Source organism: Acinetobacter sp. SwsAc2 (assembly GCF_013391465.1).
In the GTDB taxonomy this organism is placed as follows: Bacteria; Pseudomonadota; Gammaproteobacteria; order Pseudomonadales; family Moraxellaceae; genus Acinetobacter; species Acinetobacter johnsonii.
Genome location: NZ_JACBEZ010000008.1, coordinates 22,451 through 39,392, shown reverse-complemented (window position 1 = coordinate 39,392; position 16,942 = coordinate 22,451). Strand labels below are relative to the sequence as shown.

Here is a 16,942-nt window from a genome sequence, read left to right as displayed (position 1 = left end):
ACTCATTTTTTTATGTAATAGGAGCGAGCCTATTCTTGAAATTCGGTTAATCACGATTGCTTGTTGACCAATAATTTTCAGTGACCGCTGGATTTGCATCCCAAAGCAATTGTGGTGGTTCATCTGTTTTCTTATCTTCTTTCTCTACAGGCTGTGATGGTACGGCCTGTTTTTTACTAATATATTTAATCAAATCTTGTTTACTCATCTCCGGTTCCGCATCAGGATCTTTGATCAAATCCGATTCCCGCTGTTTTGGAGGTCGTGTATCTTTACTTGGTGTATCCGTTGATTTATTTTTTTCATTCAGAGGTGCACTGCTTTTGGAATGAGTATCAAGCAACGCTTTGTCTGTCTCTGAACCTGCACTATAGTTTTGCTGTTGGCTTTCTTTATATTTGTGGAGTGCAACCGAACTGCGGGTTAAATTTAGAGTTCCAAATTCAGGTGGAATGGCTGCACGGCAACTTTCAAATGTATTGGGTGGAATCACTTGGCTTAACAATTCAAAGGTCGCCAAATTGAGCATCTGACGTAATGCAAAATTGGTTGCTTCACGTTCACCCTTGCCTACTTGAATATTCAGTAAGGTATGCCCTGCAAATCGACCCGCATTAATACCATAATCTTGCGAAACGATTTGCTTTTGTAAGGAGACGTTTGCGACCACTCTACTACTACGGGTATCAGTGAGAGATAAATCGAGCCCAACCATAATTCGGGTTTGACTATAGGTTGGCCCAACACCGCCTATTTGCATATCAAAACCACCACCTGGAATGAAATCTAAACTATTGATACTGCCAGTGACGTAATAATCTGAAGCATGAATATTTCTTGGATCACGAATACCCCACTTCGCCTCACTTTCAATAATGCGGGGATCACGACGGTTTAATAGACTCACACCTGCTTGGAACAATGCCGATTGCACCATATCCCCTGCACCTTGGGTGACCATTTTGCCGCTGCCTCCGTTAGTGACCACATCTTTACCCGTTTGGTCTAAGATCGCGCCTACAGAGAAATTGACATCATTACGTAACTGTCCTTTTAGACAAGACAGAGCCATATCAAAAGGGGTAAAAATATCTGTAATTGGGGGACCTTGTACTAAGGTGACAGGCTTCTTGTTAGACAACGCTAATCCCGTACAACCTGTCACAACTTGGCTTAGCACAAGCGCAACACTCACCGAAGATACTACTCTTCTATTTACTTGAAAATTCAGCATAGTGAGGCTCCCGGTTGGGTGCTCAAATTAGGACAGGCTTGATTATTTTGATTGGTTGTTGAAGTAACATCTGCCTCATTCACAGCATCACTAGAAATATCGACGGTGTTGTCTCCACCATTAACATTAACGTTACTTGTAGATGAGTTGACCGTACCAATGGAGCTAGTCGATGTACTGTAAATTGTGGTTTTTCCCAGCCCGTCATAATAGTCTGAATCCATAAGCTCAATTAAATTGGCCTGAACTAAATGTTCTGTTGAACGGTTCGCAGAAGGTTTCCAGCGTGTACTCCATTCATCCGACGTTGCATAGGAATTACTTAAAAAACACAGAAAACATAATCCTATATTAATTGCTGCTATTCTCATGACTTTAACCATCCCTATTAACCCATATTATTTCCACACTCTCGGTTTAATAAAATTTAATTTTTATTTAATCTAAAAACATTAAATCACATAAAAAAATTTAATAAACCACCAAGAAAAAACAAATGACTCAACAGAAAAACAAACTAAAAGTATCTTATTGTTTTATTTTTTATTGACTGAAACTTGGTATACACTTTTAATTGTAAAAAAATATTTCAATCAACAAAATACCCCCCAATAAGAAGTGTTAAAACAATTCATTAAAATAAATTATAAAAAACACACTTCCACATAACTTTATTTCTTCAACTCAATCCTATAAATTTAATATTCAAACCTTTTACCTTGAAGATGATAATGCTAAATGAATAGTTTAAATTTTAATTTTTTTAGGAAATATGCTGATTTTTAAAATTTTTATGGTTGAAGGACTCATAGGCTATTGGGTATCAAACTTCTACATCAAATAGCCTTATATCAGCTTAAACAAGGCTACCAGATGGAATTGGCAAGTTAGGAATCACTTGAAGTCATGGGTTTCACCACTGCACATACGTAAGTTCAGTATTCATTGTATTTAGGTCTGAAAAAGTAGCTTGTACTTTAAGCTTATGTTTTTTCTTAGTGCTATAACTTTCCCTCAACTTTTCAGCTTTATTAAGTAGAAACATCGATAGTATAAAATCCATCTATATAATTTTCATAATTATTAGGTATGTGAAATTTTAAAAAACAAAATCAATAATAATATTTTTTATTTAAACCATATCCACCAAAAACAAATAACCCCCTATTAAAATAAAAATATTCAATTCAATTAGAAAAATTCCATATAACCATTTTTTTGCATCACCACTTATATCATTAACTTACATCAAAAAAACAACTAAAAAACCTATTAAATTAATTCTAAAAAAACCATAAATCAAAAAAAATCTTTAAATATATTTAACACACACATATAAATTAAAATTTTATCTAAATAAATATATGCATATAACAGCTAGATGTATTTTTTGTTGGAACTTAACTAAGCTTTGCGCACAATGGAATGCCTTAACCGTTCGCATTATGCTGGCAGCTCGTAAAGACCGTGACGTGGTATCTTCAGCTTCTGTCGATTTTTTAATGTTCTCTGGCTATGTGATGATGGTGTATTTCTGGGCGCAACAAGCGGCTGTGGCTTCAGAAAAATTGGCATCAGGTGAAGGTCAAGAAACACCTGAATTCTATAAAGCAAAAATTAAAGTTGCAGACTTCTATTTCGAACGTTTATTGCCACGTACCCAAGGTCATGCCGAAGCAATGGTCAATCCTTCAAAAACCATGACTTCTTTAGCACCTGAACACTTTAGCTTTGACTACTAATTAACAGTATCAGACCGATAAAAAGAGCGCCTAGGCGCTCTTTTTATTTCTTGTTCGACCTTATATTTCCATAAACCTGCAACTTCGTAGTTGCTGCTGTTCTCTTTCACATATTAAAAAATCATTTAACAAAAAAAATAATATAAATATTCAATTACATCAGAAAAACAAATATGATCAGCGTTCAAATATCAATAAAGGAAATAACAATGTTAAAAATGTATAAGCTGAGCTACTATATCTTTCCGCTCATGCTGGGCTTTTTATCAATGGACACTATTGCGGCAATCAATGTTTATGGTCCAGGTGGACCAGCACCAGCAATGCATGAAGCAGCGAAACAATTTAAAAATAAGACAGGGATAGATGTCCATGTAACCGCTGGTCCTACTTCACAATGGGCCGACAAAGCCAAACTCGATGCAGACGTCATCTATAGCGGTTCGGAAGCGATGATGTCTGATTTTCAAAGCGTATTTGCCAACAAAATCGTAAAGGACTCAATTGAGCCACTCTACTTACGCCCTGCTGCCATTTTAGTCAGAAAAGATAATCCCAAGCATATTCAGGGATTTAAAGACCTAAGCAAACCAAACACCAAAGTTTTGGTCACACATGGTGCAGGCCAAGTGGGCATGTGGGAAGATATTGCAGGTAGAACAGGCAACATTCATCTCACAAAATCCTTCCGTAAAAATATCGCCATGTATGCACCCAATACAGGCGCAGCGAAAAAAGCATGGGAAACAGACTGCAGTTATGATGCATGGTTGGTATTTAATATTTGGGGAGTCAGCAATCCAGACATTGGGCAAATTATTCCGATCGAACCTGAACTGGTGATTTACCGTGATGCAAGTGTTGCACTGACTCAGCACAGTCTAAAAAATCCTGAAGCAAAAAGTTTTGTTACGTTTTTAAGTTCTCCACAAGGCCATGCGATTTTTAAACAGTTTGGTTGGAACAAATGAGCTCTTAAGTTTAATCTTTGATCCACATTCAAGATCAGTTTCCAAGCTTAAAGAATCAAACCTTTAACAAACAAATCGGACAAAAAAGAGCGCCACGGCGCTCTTAATTGAAGAAAATAAACTACTGAACCTCAGCTAAAAGCGCCTGTGCTGCCATTTTACCCAAGGTATTCGATGCCAAAGGACTATCTCCTGTAATTAACTTACGGTCTTGAATACACTGTCCCGACATCTCTTTATTGACCACTTCCACACCCAACTTTTCTAAGCGATCTGCCAACAACCACGGTAACTCCCCCGGCATATAACCAATGTCTAGGTTTGCCCCTTGATCGAGTGCATCGGGGAACACACACATTTTATAGCCTTTAAAAATATAGTTTTCAGGCGCTTCATTAACCGCGGTAGCCAATAAGCCTGCTGGCCCATGACACAGAGAAATGACAAATTTATCTTTTGCCACCGCCCACTTCAGTAAGGTTTTTAAGTCTTCACTGTCAGGTAGACCAATTAAAGCACCATGCCCACCGGGAATAAGAACAGCCAAATAGGGAGAGTCATCACCTAAACTGTTTTTCAGTACATCTGCCAGTTTTAGGGGTTTCTTAAATTGGGCTAAGTATTTTTGGAATGTTGCAGGCACGACAGCATCTTCATGGGGCATCGCCCACATTTCAAGTTTAACGGGATTGCCCGATAACGTCGCAATATCAATGTCAAAGCCTGCACGATCTAAATGATACATAGGCAGTAAAGTTTCTACTGGGTGGTTGCCTGTGGAGAAGAACTTGCCATTTTTCATCAGTAAATAACGCTCATCGCTTGCGACCATCAAAACTTTTTTATGCCCAATATAGGGTGTTGGATAGTCGGTTCCATCGAAGTCGGTTTTACTGGCGGTGTATTGGGAAAGTGAATAAGGCGATGGAAAAAATGCATTATCTTCAGCTAAATCAGGGCTTGGATTACGGTCTTGGCTGGTCTGTGCCATGCTGATTCTCCTTTATTATTGCTTGGTTATTTTCAGTTTTACGAAACCTAGAGTTCTGTACCACAGCTCATTTATTCAGCATAACAAAGTTTCAACGTGGCTCTGTTTTAAGATGTAAATATAAGCTTACCTGTATGACAAGATAAAATTTAGACAATAAAAAACCCCGACATCCTGTCGGGGTTTTTCGTATTAAGTGCTGAGGTATGACTCCTGTCGTACCTTCGTCCTTGAGCTGATCTTTATTGTTATTCTATTGGAGCATCCTGCTCTCTATGGTTCTATATTAAAAAAATCACATGCAGACGTATAGGCGAAAAAAGCGGGAATTGATGTAAGCGAATTCGTACAAATGAATCAACTCTATTCATATCGGCTGAATCAAAAAAGGGCTGACCATTTAAAGCCTGATAGTTATTAGCCAGCTTAATTTCACGCGCAGGTATTCTTTTAAACTTTATGTTTTAATTCTTTTGTATTTTTAGCTGAGTTTAATCCTGATGAGAAAGCAATATCATTTTAGAAAAGTTGAAAACGATACCTATATTTGGGATGTCGATCGCTTGGTCGAAATCACTCAATCTTTTCAAGTCAGACAAGTTCCGCTATCAGACATCAAGGAATTAGACGAAGCTTATTGGTATCCAGATACTCACCCCACCACTCAAGACATTATTGCGCATATACAACTCATTCTAGAGGCTGATTTAGCTTATCCCATCATTTTATGTGCTCAAGGCCGATTAATGGATGGTATGCACAGAGTTGCAAAAGCAAAGATTTTAGGCAAGGCGTCCATTTCTGCGGTTCAATTTGATACAAATCCGCAACCTGACTTTATCAATATCCATGAAGATGATCTGATCTATGATGAAGAGTTAATAAATTAAAAAACAATTGAAATCAATCTCATATTGATAAAAAAGCTCAGAACTGAAGTCTGAGCTTTTTTGAATAGACTATTACATCAAAGTCTTACTTCACCACTTCTATCACAGGCATTGAATATTTACCCTCTTGCATGGCTTTACTTGGGCCATACATTCTTAAAATGATATAGCTGTCTTTATTTGGAATCGGTAGAAAGTTTGAATTGTTGGCATTGGCTTTTTCATCAGAACTTAATTCTATGGTGTACAGACCATCTGCACCCGCTTTAAGTGTACGGTCACCACGACTATGACGATTCATTTCGTTATGCGCCATCAATCGGTTGTCAGAACCATAAACGGTAAATGACCAGAATTGACTGACTTCTGGTGCTTTAAAACGCATTTGGTATTTCTTACCATTCGAACCATTAATCTTTTGACCATCGGAACCGATGTCTGCTTTTAGATATACGGTTTCATCTGCAGGTAAACCCCATTGACCTAAATATGTCCCCATATCAAATAAATCACGGGCACCCTCACTCAATTGCTCACGTGTACCAAGCAGGTTACGTGAGTGGGTCAATTTCGGCACAAGATCTCTAATATGCTGCATCCCAAGCTTTTCACCCACTTGAGCGGCTGCAAGCTGTTCTTGAGTCAATTTATAGTTACATGGGGCAATACCCATCACTTTGTATTGGCTAATCCATTTCTGATCGGCTTCAGCCATGGTGCCTTCACAGAGCATAAAGTTTACACGTTCTAACCATGAAGTTTTTGCTGGATCTAAATATGTTCTTTCCTTTTGCTTTGGTCCAGCCACACCTAAATACTCAGATAAAGTCCGGATATTCCATTGATCCATATAATTTAGGGCTTTTTTCTCATCTTCTTTATTGGTCGCCATAATACGACCCATCATTTTCTGCAAATCAGAATCTACATAAATCACTTCATTTACGCTAGATGGTACTGTGCCTTTCCATGCTTTTGATGCGAACATGAAACGACCACCTTTAGTACCACGCGTTCTAGCACCAATCATGGCAGTCGTGTAGTGTCCCATGTCCATGGTATGTAAAATCCAGTAACGCCCCTTGTCAAAGTCTGGAATACTGACAATCACAGGTTCCGCCCCAACATCTAACCACCCCATTAAATGTAACGTGTCATTGTTAATGGTTGGGTGAGCGGTATAAGTATCATCCGCGAGTTGGCGAATATTTTGGAACCGATTTAATGGGGTGTTAGTTTCAACCGTTGTTTTATAGAAATATTTATAGGCTTCATCAATGGAGTAGCCATAAAGATAAGCATCTTCAGCAACTTGATCTGGAATCGCTGCATTCGACGTAGAGCCTACCGCTCCAAGCATTATGAGTGATAATAGTCCTATTTTTTTCATATTATTCCCTTAGTATTATAAATGACTAGGTACTTTTATCCTTTTTAATATTCTTTTTCACCACTCAAATGAATGGTTGTTAAACCCAAATTGAAAGATTCTTTATACAAGGTTCTATCATTTCTTCTAAAACCAGTTTTTGCCATTTTCTTCTGTTAAACCAAGAGTCTTTATTATTAAGCTTTTGATTCCATAGAAAAAGGCATATTCATTCCCTCTATACCGACGAATAAATATGCCTCATTAAAAGCTAGATCACTTAAAAAACTTAGATAAATTCTTCCAACACTGAGTTTAAAAATACATGCCCTTGCTCGGTACATGCTAAGCGCATGGCATCATCCACCATTAATTTTCGACTGCGTAGTGAGTCTAACGTTTCAGCCAAACTATCCAGATTCAAACCTGTACGCTGCGCATAATATTCAGCTGCAACCCCATCATTTAAACGCAAAGCATTCATCATAAATTCAAATGGTAATTCATCTGCTTCAATGCGCTTAAACTGCACATGCTCCGCAGGAACTTTAGCCAAATAGTCTTTGGGTAAACGAGTTTTCTGGAAACGATAGACTCCATCTGGCTGGGTCACTTTGGCATGTGCACCTGCCCCTATCGCTAAATAGTCACCAAACTGCCAGTAATTCAAATTATGCGCGGAAGGCTGCTCTTTACGCCATGCCGAAACTTCATAATTGATAAAACCCTGCGCTTTTAAATAAGCCTCACCTTGGGCTTGAATCTCTTCAAGCACATCGTCCACAGGTAAGACAGGCTTGGTTCTAAAGAACACGGTATTCGGTTCAATCGTGAGTTGATACCATGAAATATGGGTTGCACCATTGTCCACGGCCAGCTTTAAATCCAGTAAAGCTTGTTCTAAAGTTTGCTCAGGTAAACCATGCATGAGGTCGACATTAATTCGCTGAAAGCCTGCATCACGCGCAAGACCAATCGCAGAAATCGCATCGGTATTGCTGTGAATTCGTCCCAACTTGGTTAAATGTTCAGTATTAAAACTTTGAACCCCTATCGATAACCGATTGATACCTGCTGCCAAATAATCGGCAAAAGGGTCATGTTCGACTGTACCCGGATTCGCTTCTAAGGTAATTTCACAATCCGCCTCAAAAGGCAGTAGTGCTTTTAACTGGGCAAATAACGATTGATACCCTTGTGCTGAAATGAGGGACGGCGTTCCGCCGCCAATAAACACACTATGAATATGACGCCCTTGAGCAAACTCGAGTTGAGTTTTAAAGTCTTCCACCAAAGCATGTAAATATTCTTGCTCTAGATCTAAAGACAGTTTGCCATCTGGCACCGCATGCGAGTTGAAGTCGCAATAGGGACACTTACGCACACACCACGGCATGTGAATATATAAAGACAACGGAATATTTGCAGGATGTAAATCAGTCAAGGAAGAGACTCTAAAGCACAGCGGTAATCTTGCATATTTTAACATGACTGCATCAAGACACTTATGAAATCTGTGTCTATTTGGATTAGACTGATAAAAAGACAAGAAGAATGAATGGTTTAAAATGATGAAAATATCGAGCCACTTGCTGTTTATGCTACCACTGGCCTTTGGTATTGGCATTGCTATGACTTTTCAAACGGCACTAAATACACAACTCAGAGAATATTTTTACTCTCCACTACAAGCCGCATTGTTATCCTTCTTCATTGGAACCTGCGTTTTAGCACTTTTGGTTGTACTCCAGCCCGTCGACAAACCGCAGTTACATGATTTTTCCAATATTCCATGGTACTTATGGCTCGGTGGTTGCTTAGGGGTTTATGCCATCAGTATAAGCATCTATACTGCGCCTAAATTAGGCTTTCTCACGTTTTCAGGTTTGGTTATTTTTGGACAAATCCTGACCTCGATGATTTTTGACCACTATGGTCTACTTGGTACCGAAAAAACCCCTGTCAATTGGCAGCGTTTACTTGGTGGCGTCGTAATTTTTATTGGTGTGCTTCTCACTTTACAACGCTGAATTTATTTAGACCAAGCACATGATGAATATGAGTAATTTTTGTGTCGACTACAAATAAAATCACGTCCCATCGTTTCGAATTAAAAAAGTTATTGGTGTTAATGCTGCCCATCCTGATCACGCAGTTTTCTCAAGCGGGTCTCGGGTTAATTGATACCATCATGGCGGGGCATTTATCCCCTACCGATTTAGCCTCAATTGCCGTCGGTGTCGGTTTATGGATACCAGTGATGTTGCTATTCAGTGGCATCATGATTGCGACAACGCCGTTGGTGGCAGAAGCCAATGGCGCACGCACCCCTGAAAAAATCGCCACTATTGCTCGTCAATCCCTGTGGGTGGCCTTTATTTTGGGGAGCATTGCGGGTTTAATTTTACAAGCCATGCCGCTGTTATTGCCCCTCATGGGTGTTCCTGCAAACTTACTACCTAAAGCCAGCCTATTTTTACATGCCATTGGCTTTGGCATGCCTGCGGTGACTATGTATGCCGCACTGCGTGGATATTCTGAAGCACTTGGTCACCCACGTCCTGTGACCGTCATTAGCTTAGCGGCCTTGGTCCTTTTGGTTCCACTGAACTTTGTCTTTATGTATGGTTTCGGCCCAATTCCAGCACTCGGTTCGGCAGGCTGCGGATTTGCCACTGCTATTTTACAATGGATCATGTTTTTCACCTTGGCCACTTATATTTTTAAAGCCTCGGCATATCAAAAAACTCAAGTGTTTAGCACTTGGGAGAAGATGGATCGCTACTGGATCGAACGTATTTTAAAACTTGGTTTACCTATTGGCTTAGCTATTTTCTTCGAAGTCAGTATTTTTAGTACCGCTGCGATTATTCTCAGCCCATTGGGTGAAACCATTGTGGCTGCGCATCAAATTGCAATGTCGGTCACCTCTCAGCTGTTTATGATTCCGATGTCCCTTGCCATCGCCCTGACTATTCGTGTCGGGACTTATTATGGCGAGAAAAACTGGGAGGCTATGCGAAAAGTGCAAAAACTCGGAATGGCTACAGGTACGGTTTTGGCGCTGATGACCATGCTGCTGATTGCACTGTTTCGTCCTGAAATTGTGGCGATTTATACCTCGGATCATGAAGTATCGGAAGTTGCGATGTATTTACTGCTGTTCGCACTTGCCTATCAGCTGATGGATGCTTGGCAAATTAGTGCCGCAGGCTGTTTACGCGGCATGCAAGATACCAAAGGCCCAATGTGGATCACCATGGTTGCCTATTGGATCGTGGCTTTCCCAGTCAGTATCTATTTAGCGCGCTACACCAACATAGGTGCAGCAGGTGTTTGGATTGGACTGATTGTCGGTTTAAGCGTGGCGTGTGCCCTGCTCTTGCTCCGTCTTTATAATAACAATAAACGCCTCAGTCAGGACTATCCATAAGTCATGCATGGCATAGAATAGGAAGGAGCCAGACTCTTCTCCTATTCCAGTTGTTCTACTGTTGTGCCAAAGCGTCTTTCAGACCTTGTGGCACTTCACTCTCATCCTCAACGTCTTTAACCACCACCTGCCCCACGATCACCTCACTGCCATTAAAGGTCATGGTGGGTGAACCATACAAACTATAGCCTTCATTCAGTGCTTTGGTGACACGCGCACAAAAATGCACATCGTCCTTGCCTGTAAAATAACGATAAACTTTCATTTATTTCTTACTCAAAATTTTTCGCACAGTGTAACGCGATTTTTAAATGCAGCGACATCTTGTGTGCAATTCACTCAACTGACCACTATTATTTAAATAGAAACATCAGCTTAACAATTTAAAGTAGGCAGTTTTGCATTTGTCGCCTATGATCAAATCTGAGATGTAATGAAAATTCCCCGAGGAATATCGCATGGCAAATACGACTCGTACGCCCGGTCGTCGCTTTATGAAACTTGCCAGCATGACAGCAAGTATCGCAACCAAAACTGTGACCAATTCAATTAAAAACTTCAATGCCGATGAAGATAAAAAAAATGCGGCGCGCAGTCAGCTTTTTCAGGACATTGGACTTCAAATTGCAGACACCTTAGGTGAAATGAAAGGTGCCGTGATGAAAGTCGGGCAAATTGCATCTCAATACAAAGACATTTTCCCGCCTGAAGTGGCACGTGCAATTAGTAAATTACAACGTCAAGCGCCTGCGATGCCTTTTCAAGAGATCAAAGCTCAAGTTGAAAAAGAACTCGGCAAGCCGCTCAATCAAATATTTACAGCCTTTGATGAACAACCCTTTGCCGCAGCCTCCATTGGTCAAGTACATAAAGCCACTTTACCGAGTGGTGAACAGGTTGTGGTTAAAGTTCAATATCCGGGTGTAGAAGAAGCCTGTGAAAGTGACTTAAAACAAGTCCGTTTAGCGCTTCGCTTGATGGGTGTGCTCAAAATTGACCGTAAGCTGCAAGATCAACTCTTTAAAGAAATTCAGGACAGTTTAGACAACGAGCTAAACTATCAAATAGAAGCCCAAAACTTAGAGGTCGCAAGAACCTTTCATCAAGCTTTAGACTCTAAAATTATTATTCCTCAAGTCTACAAAGACTATTCAAGCCGTCATATTTTGACCTTAAGCTTGGAGCACGGCGAAAGCATTGAAACGGCCAGTACATGGTCACAAGAGACGCGAAATGAACTGGGGCGTCGTTTATTTCGTGCCATTGGCCGTGAGATTTTCTTCTTAAAACGTTTCCACTGCGACCCCCATCCGGGCAACTTTGCCTTCCGAGAAGATGGTAGCGTGATCGTATATGACTACGGCGGTGTAAAAACTCTATCGACTGAAATCGTGATGCATTTTAAGCAGCTGATTCAAGCAGCGCGCGACAGTGATATCTTGGTCATGGAACAGCAACTGACTGCTTTGCACTCGATGTCTGAGCAAGGCAAGTTCCCTGCCGAACTGTATGAAGCATGGTTAGAAGTGCTCATGCGTCCACTGACCACTTTGTATGACTTTGCTGAAAACTCAGCACATCATGATAGTATTGAACTGGTCAAACCATCGCTAAAATACTGGGATGTGTTTAAACCCTCACCCGATACACTAATGGTCAATCGAACAGTCTCAGGACATTATTGGAACCTGATTCATCTCAAAGTACACGACAACCTCAATGATCTATTTGAAGAGTTGGTCCCGCCTCCTGCCTAAATAAAGACTGTGGGCACAATAAAATCGCTACAACTCAACAAACCCAGTTACATAAAGTCACTGGGTTTATTTTGACTTCCCAATTGTTATATTATAACATTTCAAAATAATACATTTAAGGAGAGGTCTATGCGTGCCAATATTCATCCAGAGTATCGTGAAGTCCTGTTCCACGACACCAATGCCGACGCGTTTTTCGTGATCGGCAGTACCTTAGAAAGTCATCAAACTCGTGAGCATGAAGGCAAGACCTATCCTTACGTCAGTTTAGATATCTCAAGTGCTTCACATCCGTTTTATACGGGCGAACAACGTCAAACCAGTAATGAAGGTCGTGTTGCAAGTTTCAATAAACGTTTCGCGCGTTTCAAACGCTCACAATAATTTCATTTTTCTTTAAGCTATACGCGTTATAGTAAAGATATCAAGAAGCCTAAGACCTCCTCCAGCTTAGGCTTCTTTTTTATGCGTTCTTTTCTGGTTCCTATTTTGACCAGCGTTTTTCTTAATGTTTAAACAAACTATCCAACAGATAAAATCCGATCCCAAGCACGATGACGCCCACCACTAAACTCGACAGTGCATAACTCAAAGCCAGCACTGTTTGTCCCTGTCTAAATAACTGAAAAGTTTCGAGGCCAAAACTCGAAAATGTCGTAAAACCGCCCAATATGCCCACCATCAAAAATAAACGTGCTTCTTGTTGCAGTACTGGAAACTTCTGGCTAAAAGCAAAGAAAATACCCGCAGCAAAACAACCGATGATGTTGATCCACCATGTCGGCCATGGAAAACTCATACTCGGTTTAAACAACCATAATCCTGCACCGTAGCGTAAACAGGCCCCTATTCCGCCCCCCATTGCCACCAAGATCCAATTCATTGACCTATCCTATTCTTTACAAAATGCGGTATGGATAAGTCCGAAGTTATCCACAGCTTATCAACTATAATGCTATTAAACCTGAATCAATCCTCGCACTTCAAGGTTTTTTAACATCGGTTGTTGATCCTTACATATCTTCTTGTCTCACTCTCAAAAGTGAACTTCAGCATTCAAACTCACACATGCTTTACATGGGATATTGAACCCAGCATCGCCGAATATCTTTACTTCACCCTAGTGCGCTCTATGACCAATACAACATAGATTCACAAAATCACTAGCACCGGTTCTTCATGCAAAACAGAAGGTTTTCTCTCAGGCAAAAACTCCCAAACATGCAATTTTTGGGTATGATGTGGACATAAATTTAGTCGGAAATAGACGCATGGCACAAGTACTATTGGCTCAGCTTGCAGCGGGCGAAGCAAAATTTTCAGATGTATTGGCTTTTATTGAAGCAGCCTATACACATACACCAACTGCATTTAAAAATGGTTTGCAGCACAATGCGGCAACTGAAAACCAAGGTAGCGCAAAAGTGTTTTCGTTTGCACAACTTCAAGGTCTCGATCAAATGCAAACTTTAAGCCTATTTGCAGAACACTATGCTTCCGTTTTAGCCACACCTGATGAAACAGATCATCAAAATATTCGTCAGTTCATGTTGAATGGATGGAATGGTATTGAATTTGAGGGTACGGCATTAACTGCAAAATAAAGATAAAAAACCACGTTCAAGTAACTTGAACGTGGTTTTAAACAAATACAATATTAATTTTATTATCAGACATTTATAAACACTATTAACATTGATACACCTATAAGCATCCACAGATTTGACCAATAGGTTTCACGTGGAGCAAGACGTCATATGGCTATTCATCGCCTAGAAAACATTAAAACAGCACGCTGAAGTAACTCAGCGCTACTTCCACATTACCCCTTTACCCGTTCGATCCATTGGATTGAGCTGACCCGAAATACTTCACATGCTCCATCGCCCGTATCGGTCGGGGTTAAGGATGAGGTCCAGACCATATCTTTGTCTTTAATTTCAACCAACTCACCTTTTAAACGGACCAAATCACCACGTTTCACGTGTTTAATTTGTTTAGCAATTTCAGGGTTGGCTGGAATGATGTGCATATTTGACACCATTTGCATGGCTTGCTCGGCAGGCACAGGCAAACGATCAATTTTCCAGTTGAGATAACGGTCGTATTGATTCACGGTAATATGGCGTGCAATTTCAGGTTCAGCAAATAAGCCCCAACTTACGGCGTAGTCAATCGGAGAGAATTTAGCTTGTGCATCATCCGAATACATTTTAGAACCTAAAATTCGAAAATCACCTTTAAACGGTTTCAATACCGAAATCGATTGATCTTTAGAGGTCGGCGCTAAACCTTTGGCAATGTTGTAATCCACAGTGGCACTTGCACTGATGGGCAACAGCAAACTGCTGAGTAAACTGAGCAGGATAAATTTAGATTTCATTGCAAACCTCATTCCCATCGACCTAGGAAAATATGAACCAATTTTCATCTTAGTCCAGTTTCCTGAAAAGAAGCTTATGAACTTAGTAACATTGTGAACGAATTATGCAGTCTACTTTTAGCCACAGCACTTTTCAGTTAGGCTAGAGCTGAAGAACAGAGCCCCAAAAATAATCATGCTTTATAAATACTATCAACAACACATCTTTCCACATGTCCTGAATCAGGTCATGCAAGTACCAAGCTTAATGGACAAGCGCCGCGAACTGCTTTTGCCAATTCAGGGAGAGGTATTGGAAATTGGTTTTGGTACAGGGCTAAATCTACCCTTTTATCAAAATGTCGATACTGTCTTTGCCCTTGAACCCAGTCCTGAAATTTATCATTTGGCTTTAGAGCGGGTACAAGCAGCAGCATTTGAAGTGCATCATGTACAAGCCCGTGCGGAAAAGCTGCCTTTTGCTGACCAGAGCCTTGAGCATGTAGTCAGTACATGGACACTGTGTAGTATTGCTGAGCTAGAACAGGCTTTGGCAGAAATATTACGCGTGCTCAAACCGGGTGGTACCTTACATGTGGTGGAGCATGTATTAAATACAAATAACCTTTATATTCAGCGCCTACAACACTTACTCACGCCTGTGCAAAAGCGTTTAGCCGATGGTTGCCATCTCAATCGAAACATTGAACAGGCCTTAAAAGCAGCAGGATTTAATATGATAGAACAACACTACTTTTATGCCGAAGGTATTCCGAAACTCGGACAACTGATGTTTTTTGCACGTGCTCAAAAGCCACATTCACGCGATGGGTCATGATAGTCATGTAGAAAGCATCTGCTCTATATAAAGAAATGCCTTCATGGGTAGACATTATCAAGCTTATTCGATCGTATCGAAGTCGATGCGGACCGTTTCAAAACGAACCCGCCCTGCTTGAATCGCTTGTGCAATAGCAACTTGTCCTTTGGTCAGCCTAGCCCCACCGCTTTTAATATCAATGAGAACAATTTCAATGTCCTCTGGTCGCCCTTCACCATCACGTAGGTCGGTATAACCATCAAAGACCACATAGTCGACAGGATCACCCAAAAACTTGGCATCACTAGGTAAGTATTCAAACTGAGGCATAATCGGTGCCAGTTGCTCCGCCATTTTACCTTTGAGCACTGCACGACTGGTATTGACACTGCGCTTTTGTGCATGGGTTAAAGCCTGCTGATGCTCTAGTTCTAATTCGGCAATGTAGCGCTCATATTCTGCTTTGATGCGTCCATTTCGGCTGTGACTTAAAATAAGGGTGGTCAAGACCACACCAATTGCTGCACCGATCAACATTGCCATCCATATGGACATGGTTCTTTCCTAATTTTGTGCTACAGGTAGCAAGATTTAAACTTACAACTTTGGTTTGGTGTCATATGCGACACACAAAAGAATGATATGCTAGGGGTGAGCAGAATAAAATCATTTAAGGTCATGAAAACGATATTAATCGCCAACCAAAAAGGTGGCTGTGGCAAAACGATAACCGCAATCAATTTAGCTTCGGCACTCGCACAAAAAGGTTATAAAGTGGCTTTGGCGGATGCCGATAATCAAAAATCTGCTCGTCAGTGGTTAAAACAGCGTCCAGAGCAAGTGGCACATATTCAAAGTTTAGATTGGCGCCATGAGAAATCGATTGGTGAAGTGCCTAAAAACATTGAATATTTAATTATCGATGCGCCGGGTGCGCTGTCTGGTGAGCATGCCGAACAGCTGGTCAGTGAAGCGCATGCGATTGTGACGCCACTGCAACCCTCGTTTTTTGATATTGACAGTACCCGTCGTTTTTTAAAGCATTTACAAGACATTAAACGCATTCGTAAAGGCAAAGTGCAAATTTTGCTTTTGGCCAATCGGGTCAAAGCCAACAGCGCCAGTGCCAAAGACATCCAAGATTTTTTTGCGAAAATTGAACAACAACCTGTAGCATGGATTTCAGAGCGTACCGCGTATGGTCAATTGGCAATGCAAGGTTTAAGCATATTTGATAAAACACAAAAGAATTACCTCTCCATTCAAAGTCAATGGCAACCGCTGCTCAACGCTATTGTCGATGACCCAAGTGCTTGGTTCTAAAATATTTTGCTATAGATAAAACGGGACTATTCCCTATTTATAGTCGGTTA

At 40.6% G+C, this 16,942-nt stretch carries 18 protein-coding genes and 1 pseudogene; 10 read left to right on the top strand and 9 right to left on the bottom strand.

The window, feature by feature from the left end; genetic code table 11:
• Positions 1 to 46: 46 nt before the first annotated feature.
• Positions 47 to 1,234 (bottom strand): CsgG/HfaB family protein, encoded by a 1,188-nt coding sequence (locus tag HYI04_RS05315; RefSeq protein WP_178895956.1) that lies wholly within the window; start codon positions 1,232 to 1,234, stop codon positions 47 to 49.
• Entirely contained in the window at positions 1,228 to 1,605 is a 378-nt protein-coding gene (locus HYI04_RS05310) for a hypothetical protein (RefSeq protein ID WP_062032604.1), read from the bottom strand. The genes HYI04_RS05315 and HYI04_RS05310 overlap by 7 nt, the downstream gene beginning before the upstream one ends.
• A 1,017-nt stretch (positions 1,606 to 2,622) precedes the next feature.
• Between HYI04_RS05310 and HYI04_RS05305 the strand changes: the two are divergent.
• Together HYI04_RS05305 and HYI04_RS05300 are read left to right on the top strand one after the other, a co-directional pair.
• Positions 2,623 to 2,976, top strand: a pseudogene (locus HYI04_RS05305) (acyl-CoA dehydrogenase C-terminal domain-containing protein); the annotation flags it as partial.
• 209 nt (positions 2,977 to 3,185) lie between these two features.
• Entirely contained in the window at positions 3,186 to 3,947 is a 762-nt protein-coding gene (locus HYI04_RS05300; protein ID WP_178895955.1) for a substrate-binding domain-containing protein, read from the top strand.
• Between the two features lie 121 nt (positions 3,948 to 4,068).
• Here HYI04_RS05300 and hchA read toward each other — a convergent pair whose 3' ends face one another.
• Positions 4,069 to 4,938, bottom strand: a complete 870-nt coding sequence (gene hchA / locus HYI04_RS05295; protein WP_178895954.1) for a glyoxalase III HchA — start codon at positions 4,936 to 4,938, stop codon at positions 4,069 to 4,071.
• 500 nt (positions 4,939 to 5,438) lie between these two features.
• Here hchA and HYI04_RS05290 point away from each other — a divergent pair, with 500 nt between their 5' ends.
• A complete protein-coding gene (locus HYI04_RS05290) occupies positions 5,439 to 5,828 on the top strand; it encodes a hypothetical protein (RefSeq protein WP_178895953.1) in 390 nt (129 codons plus the stop codon).
• Between the two features lie 85 nt (positions 5,829 to 5,913).
• Here the strand turns inward: HYI04_RS05290 and HYI04_RS05285 are convergent, their stop codons facing one another.
• Both HYI04_RS05285 and hemW read right to left on the bottom strand, forming a co-directional pair.
• Positions 5,914 to 7,188, bottom strand: a complete 1,275-nt coding sequence (locus HYI04_RS05285; RefSeq protein ID WP_256732917.1) for a DUF1254 domain-containing protein — start codon at positions 7,186 to 7,188, stop codon at positions 5,914 to 5,916.
• 298 nt (positions 7,189 to 7,486) lie between these two features.
• Complete coding sequence (gene hemW, locus HYI04_RS05280) at positions 7,487 to 8,641, bottom strand: radical SAM family heme chaperone HemW (protein WP_178895951.1); 1,155 nt, start codon at positions 8,639 to 8,641, stop codon at positions 7,487 to 7,489.
• 124 nt (positions 8,642 to 8,765) lie between these two features.
• Between hemW and HYI04_RS05275 the strand changes: the two genes are divergently transcribed.
• Together HYI04_RS05275 and HYI04_RS05270 are read left to right on the top strand one after the other, a co-directional pair.
• Complete coding sequence (locus tag HYI04_RS05275) at positions 8,766 to 9,227, top strand: DMT family transporter (protein ID WP_005401310.1); 462 nt, start codon at positions 8,766 to 8,768, stop codon at positions 9,225 to 9,227.
• A gap of 101 nt (positions 9,228 to 9,328) precedes the next feature.
• Positions 9,329 to 10,630, top strand: coding sequence for an MATE family efflux transporter (locus HYI04_RS05270; RefSeq protein ID WP_131231016.1), 1,302 nt, complete (start codon positions 9,329 to 9,331; stop codon positions 10,628 to 10,630).
• Between the two features lie 55 nt (positions 10,631 to 10,685).
• Here HYI04_RS05270 and HYI04_RS05265 read toward each other — a convergent pair whose 3' ends face one another.
• The gene (locus HYI04_RS05265) at positions 10,686 to 10,895 is read right to left on the bottom strand and encodes a DUF1737 domain-containing protein (protein WP_004691402.1); all 210 of its coding nucleotides are present in this window, start codon (positions 10,893 to 10,895) and stop codon (positions 10,686 to 10,688) included.
• Between the two features lie 193 nt (positions 10,896 to 11,088).
• Here HYI04_RS05265 and HYI04_RS05260 point away from each other — a divergent pair, with 193 nt between their 5' ends.
• Entirely contained in the window at positions 11,089 to 12,387 is a 1,299-nt protein-coding gene (locus HYI04_RS05260) for an AarF/ABC1/UbiB kinase family protein (protein WP_178895950.1), read from the top strand.
• Between the two features lie 129 nt (positions 12,388 to 12,516).
• Entirely contained in the window at positions 12,517 to 12,771 is a 255-nt protein-coding gene (locus tag HYI04_RS05255) for a type B 50S ribosomal protein L31 (protein ID WP_062032294.1), read from the top strand.
• A gap of 121 nt (positions 12,772 to 12,892) precedes the next feature.
• Here HYI04_RS05255 and crcB read toward each other — a convergent pair whose 3' ends face one another.
• Entirely contained in the window at positions 12,893 to 13,270 is a 378-nt protein-coding gene (crcB, locus tag HYI04_RS05250) for a fluoride efflux transporter CrcB (RefSeq protein WP_062032296.1), read from the bottom strand.
• A 388-nt stretch (positions 13,271 to 13,658) separates the two neighbouring features.
• Between crcB and HYI04_RS05245 the strand changes: the two genes are divergently transcribed.
• Positions 13,659 to 13,991 carry a HopJ type III effector protein gene (locus HYI04_RS05245; protein ID WP_178895949.1) on the top strand — a complete coding sequence of 111 codons (333 nt, stop codon included), beginning with the start codon at positions 13,659 to 13,661 and terminating at the stop codon, positions 13,989 to 13,991.
• Between the two features lie 218 nt (positions 13,992 to 14,209).
• Here the strand turns inward: HYI04_RS05245 and HYI04_RS05240 are convergent, their stop codons facing one another.
• On the bottom strand, positions 14,210 to 14,770 hold the full coding sequence (locus HYI04_RS05240; protein ID WP_058870379.1) for a hypothetical protein: 561 nt from the start codon (positions 14,768 to 14,770) through the stop codon (positions 14,210 to 14,212).
• A gap of 175 nt (positions 14,771 to 14,945) precedes the next feature.
• Between HYI04_RS05240 and HYI04_RS05235 the strand changes: the two genes are divergently transcribed.
• Positions 14,946 to 15,587 (top strand): class I SAM-dependent methyltransferase, encoded by a 642-nt coding sequence (locus tag HYI04_RS05235; RefSeq protein ID WP_131230691.1) that lies wholly within the window; start codon positions 14,946 to 14,948, stop codon positions 15,585 to 15,587.
• 63 nt (positions 15,588 to 15,650) lie between these two features.
• On the opposite strand, the gene HYI04_RS05230 is transcribed toward HYI04_RS05235, so the two are convergent.
• Positions 15,651 to 16,124 carry a Holliday junction resolvase-like protein gene (locus HYI04_RS05230; protein ID WP_131230694.1) on the bottom strand — a complete coding sequence of 158 codons (474 nt, stop codon included), beginning with the start codon at positions 16,122 to 16,124 and terminating at the stop codon, positions 15,651 to 15,653.
• Positions 16,125 to 16,247: 123 nt separating this feature from the next.
• Here HYI04_RS05230 and HYI04_RS05225 point away from each other — a divergent pair, with 123 nt between their 5' ends.
• The gene (locus HYI04_RS05225; protein ID WP_131230696.1) at positions 16,248 to 16,892 is read left to right on the top strand and encodes a ParA family protein; all 645 of its coding nucleotides are present in this window, start codon (positions 16,248 to 16,250) and stop codon (positions 16,890 to 16,892) included.
• The last annotated feature ends 50 nt before the right edge of the window (positions 16,893 to 16,942 follow it).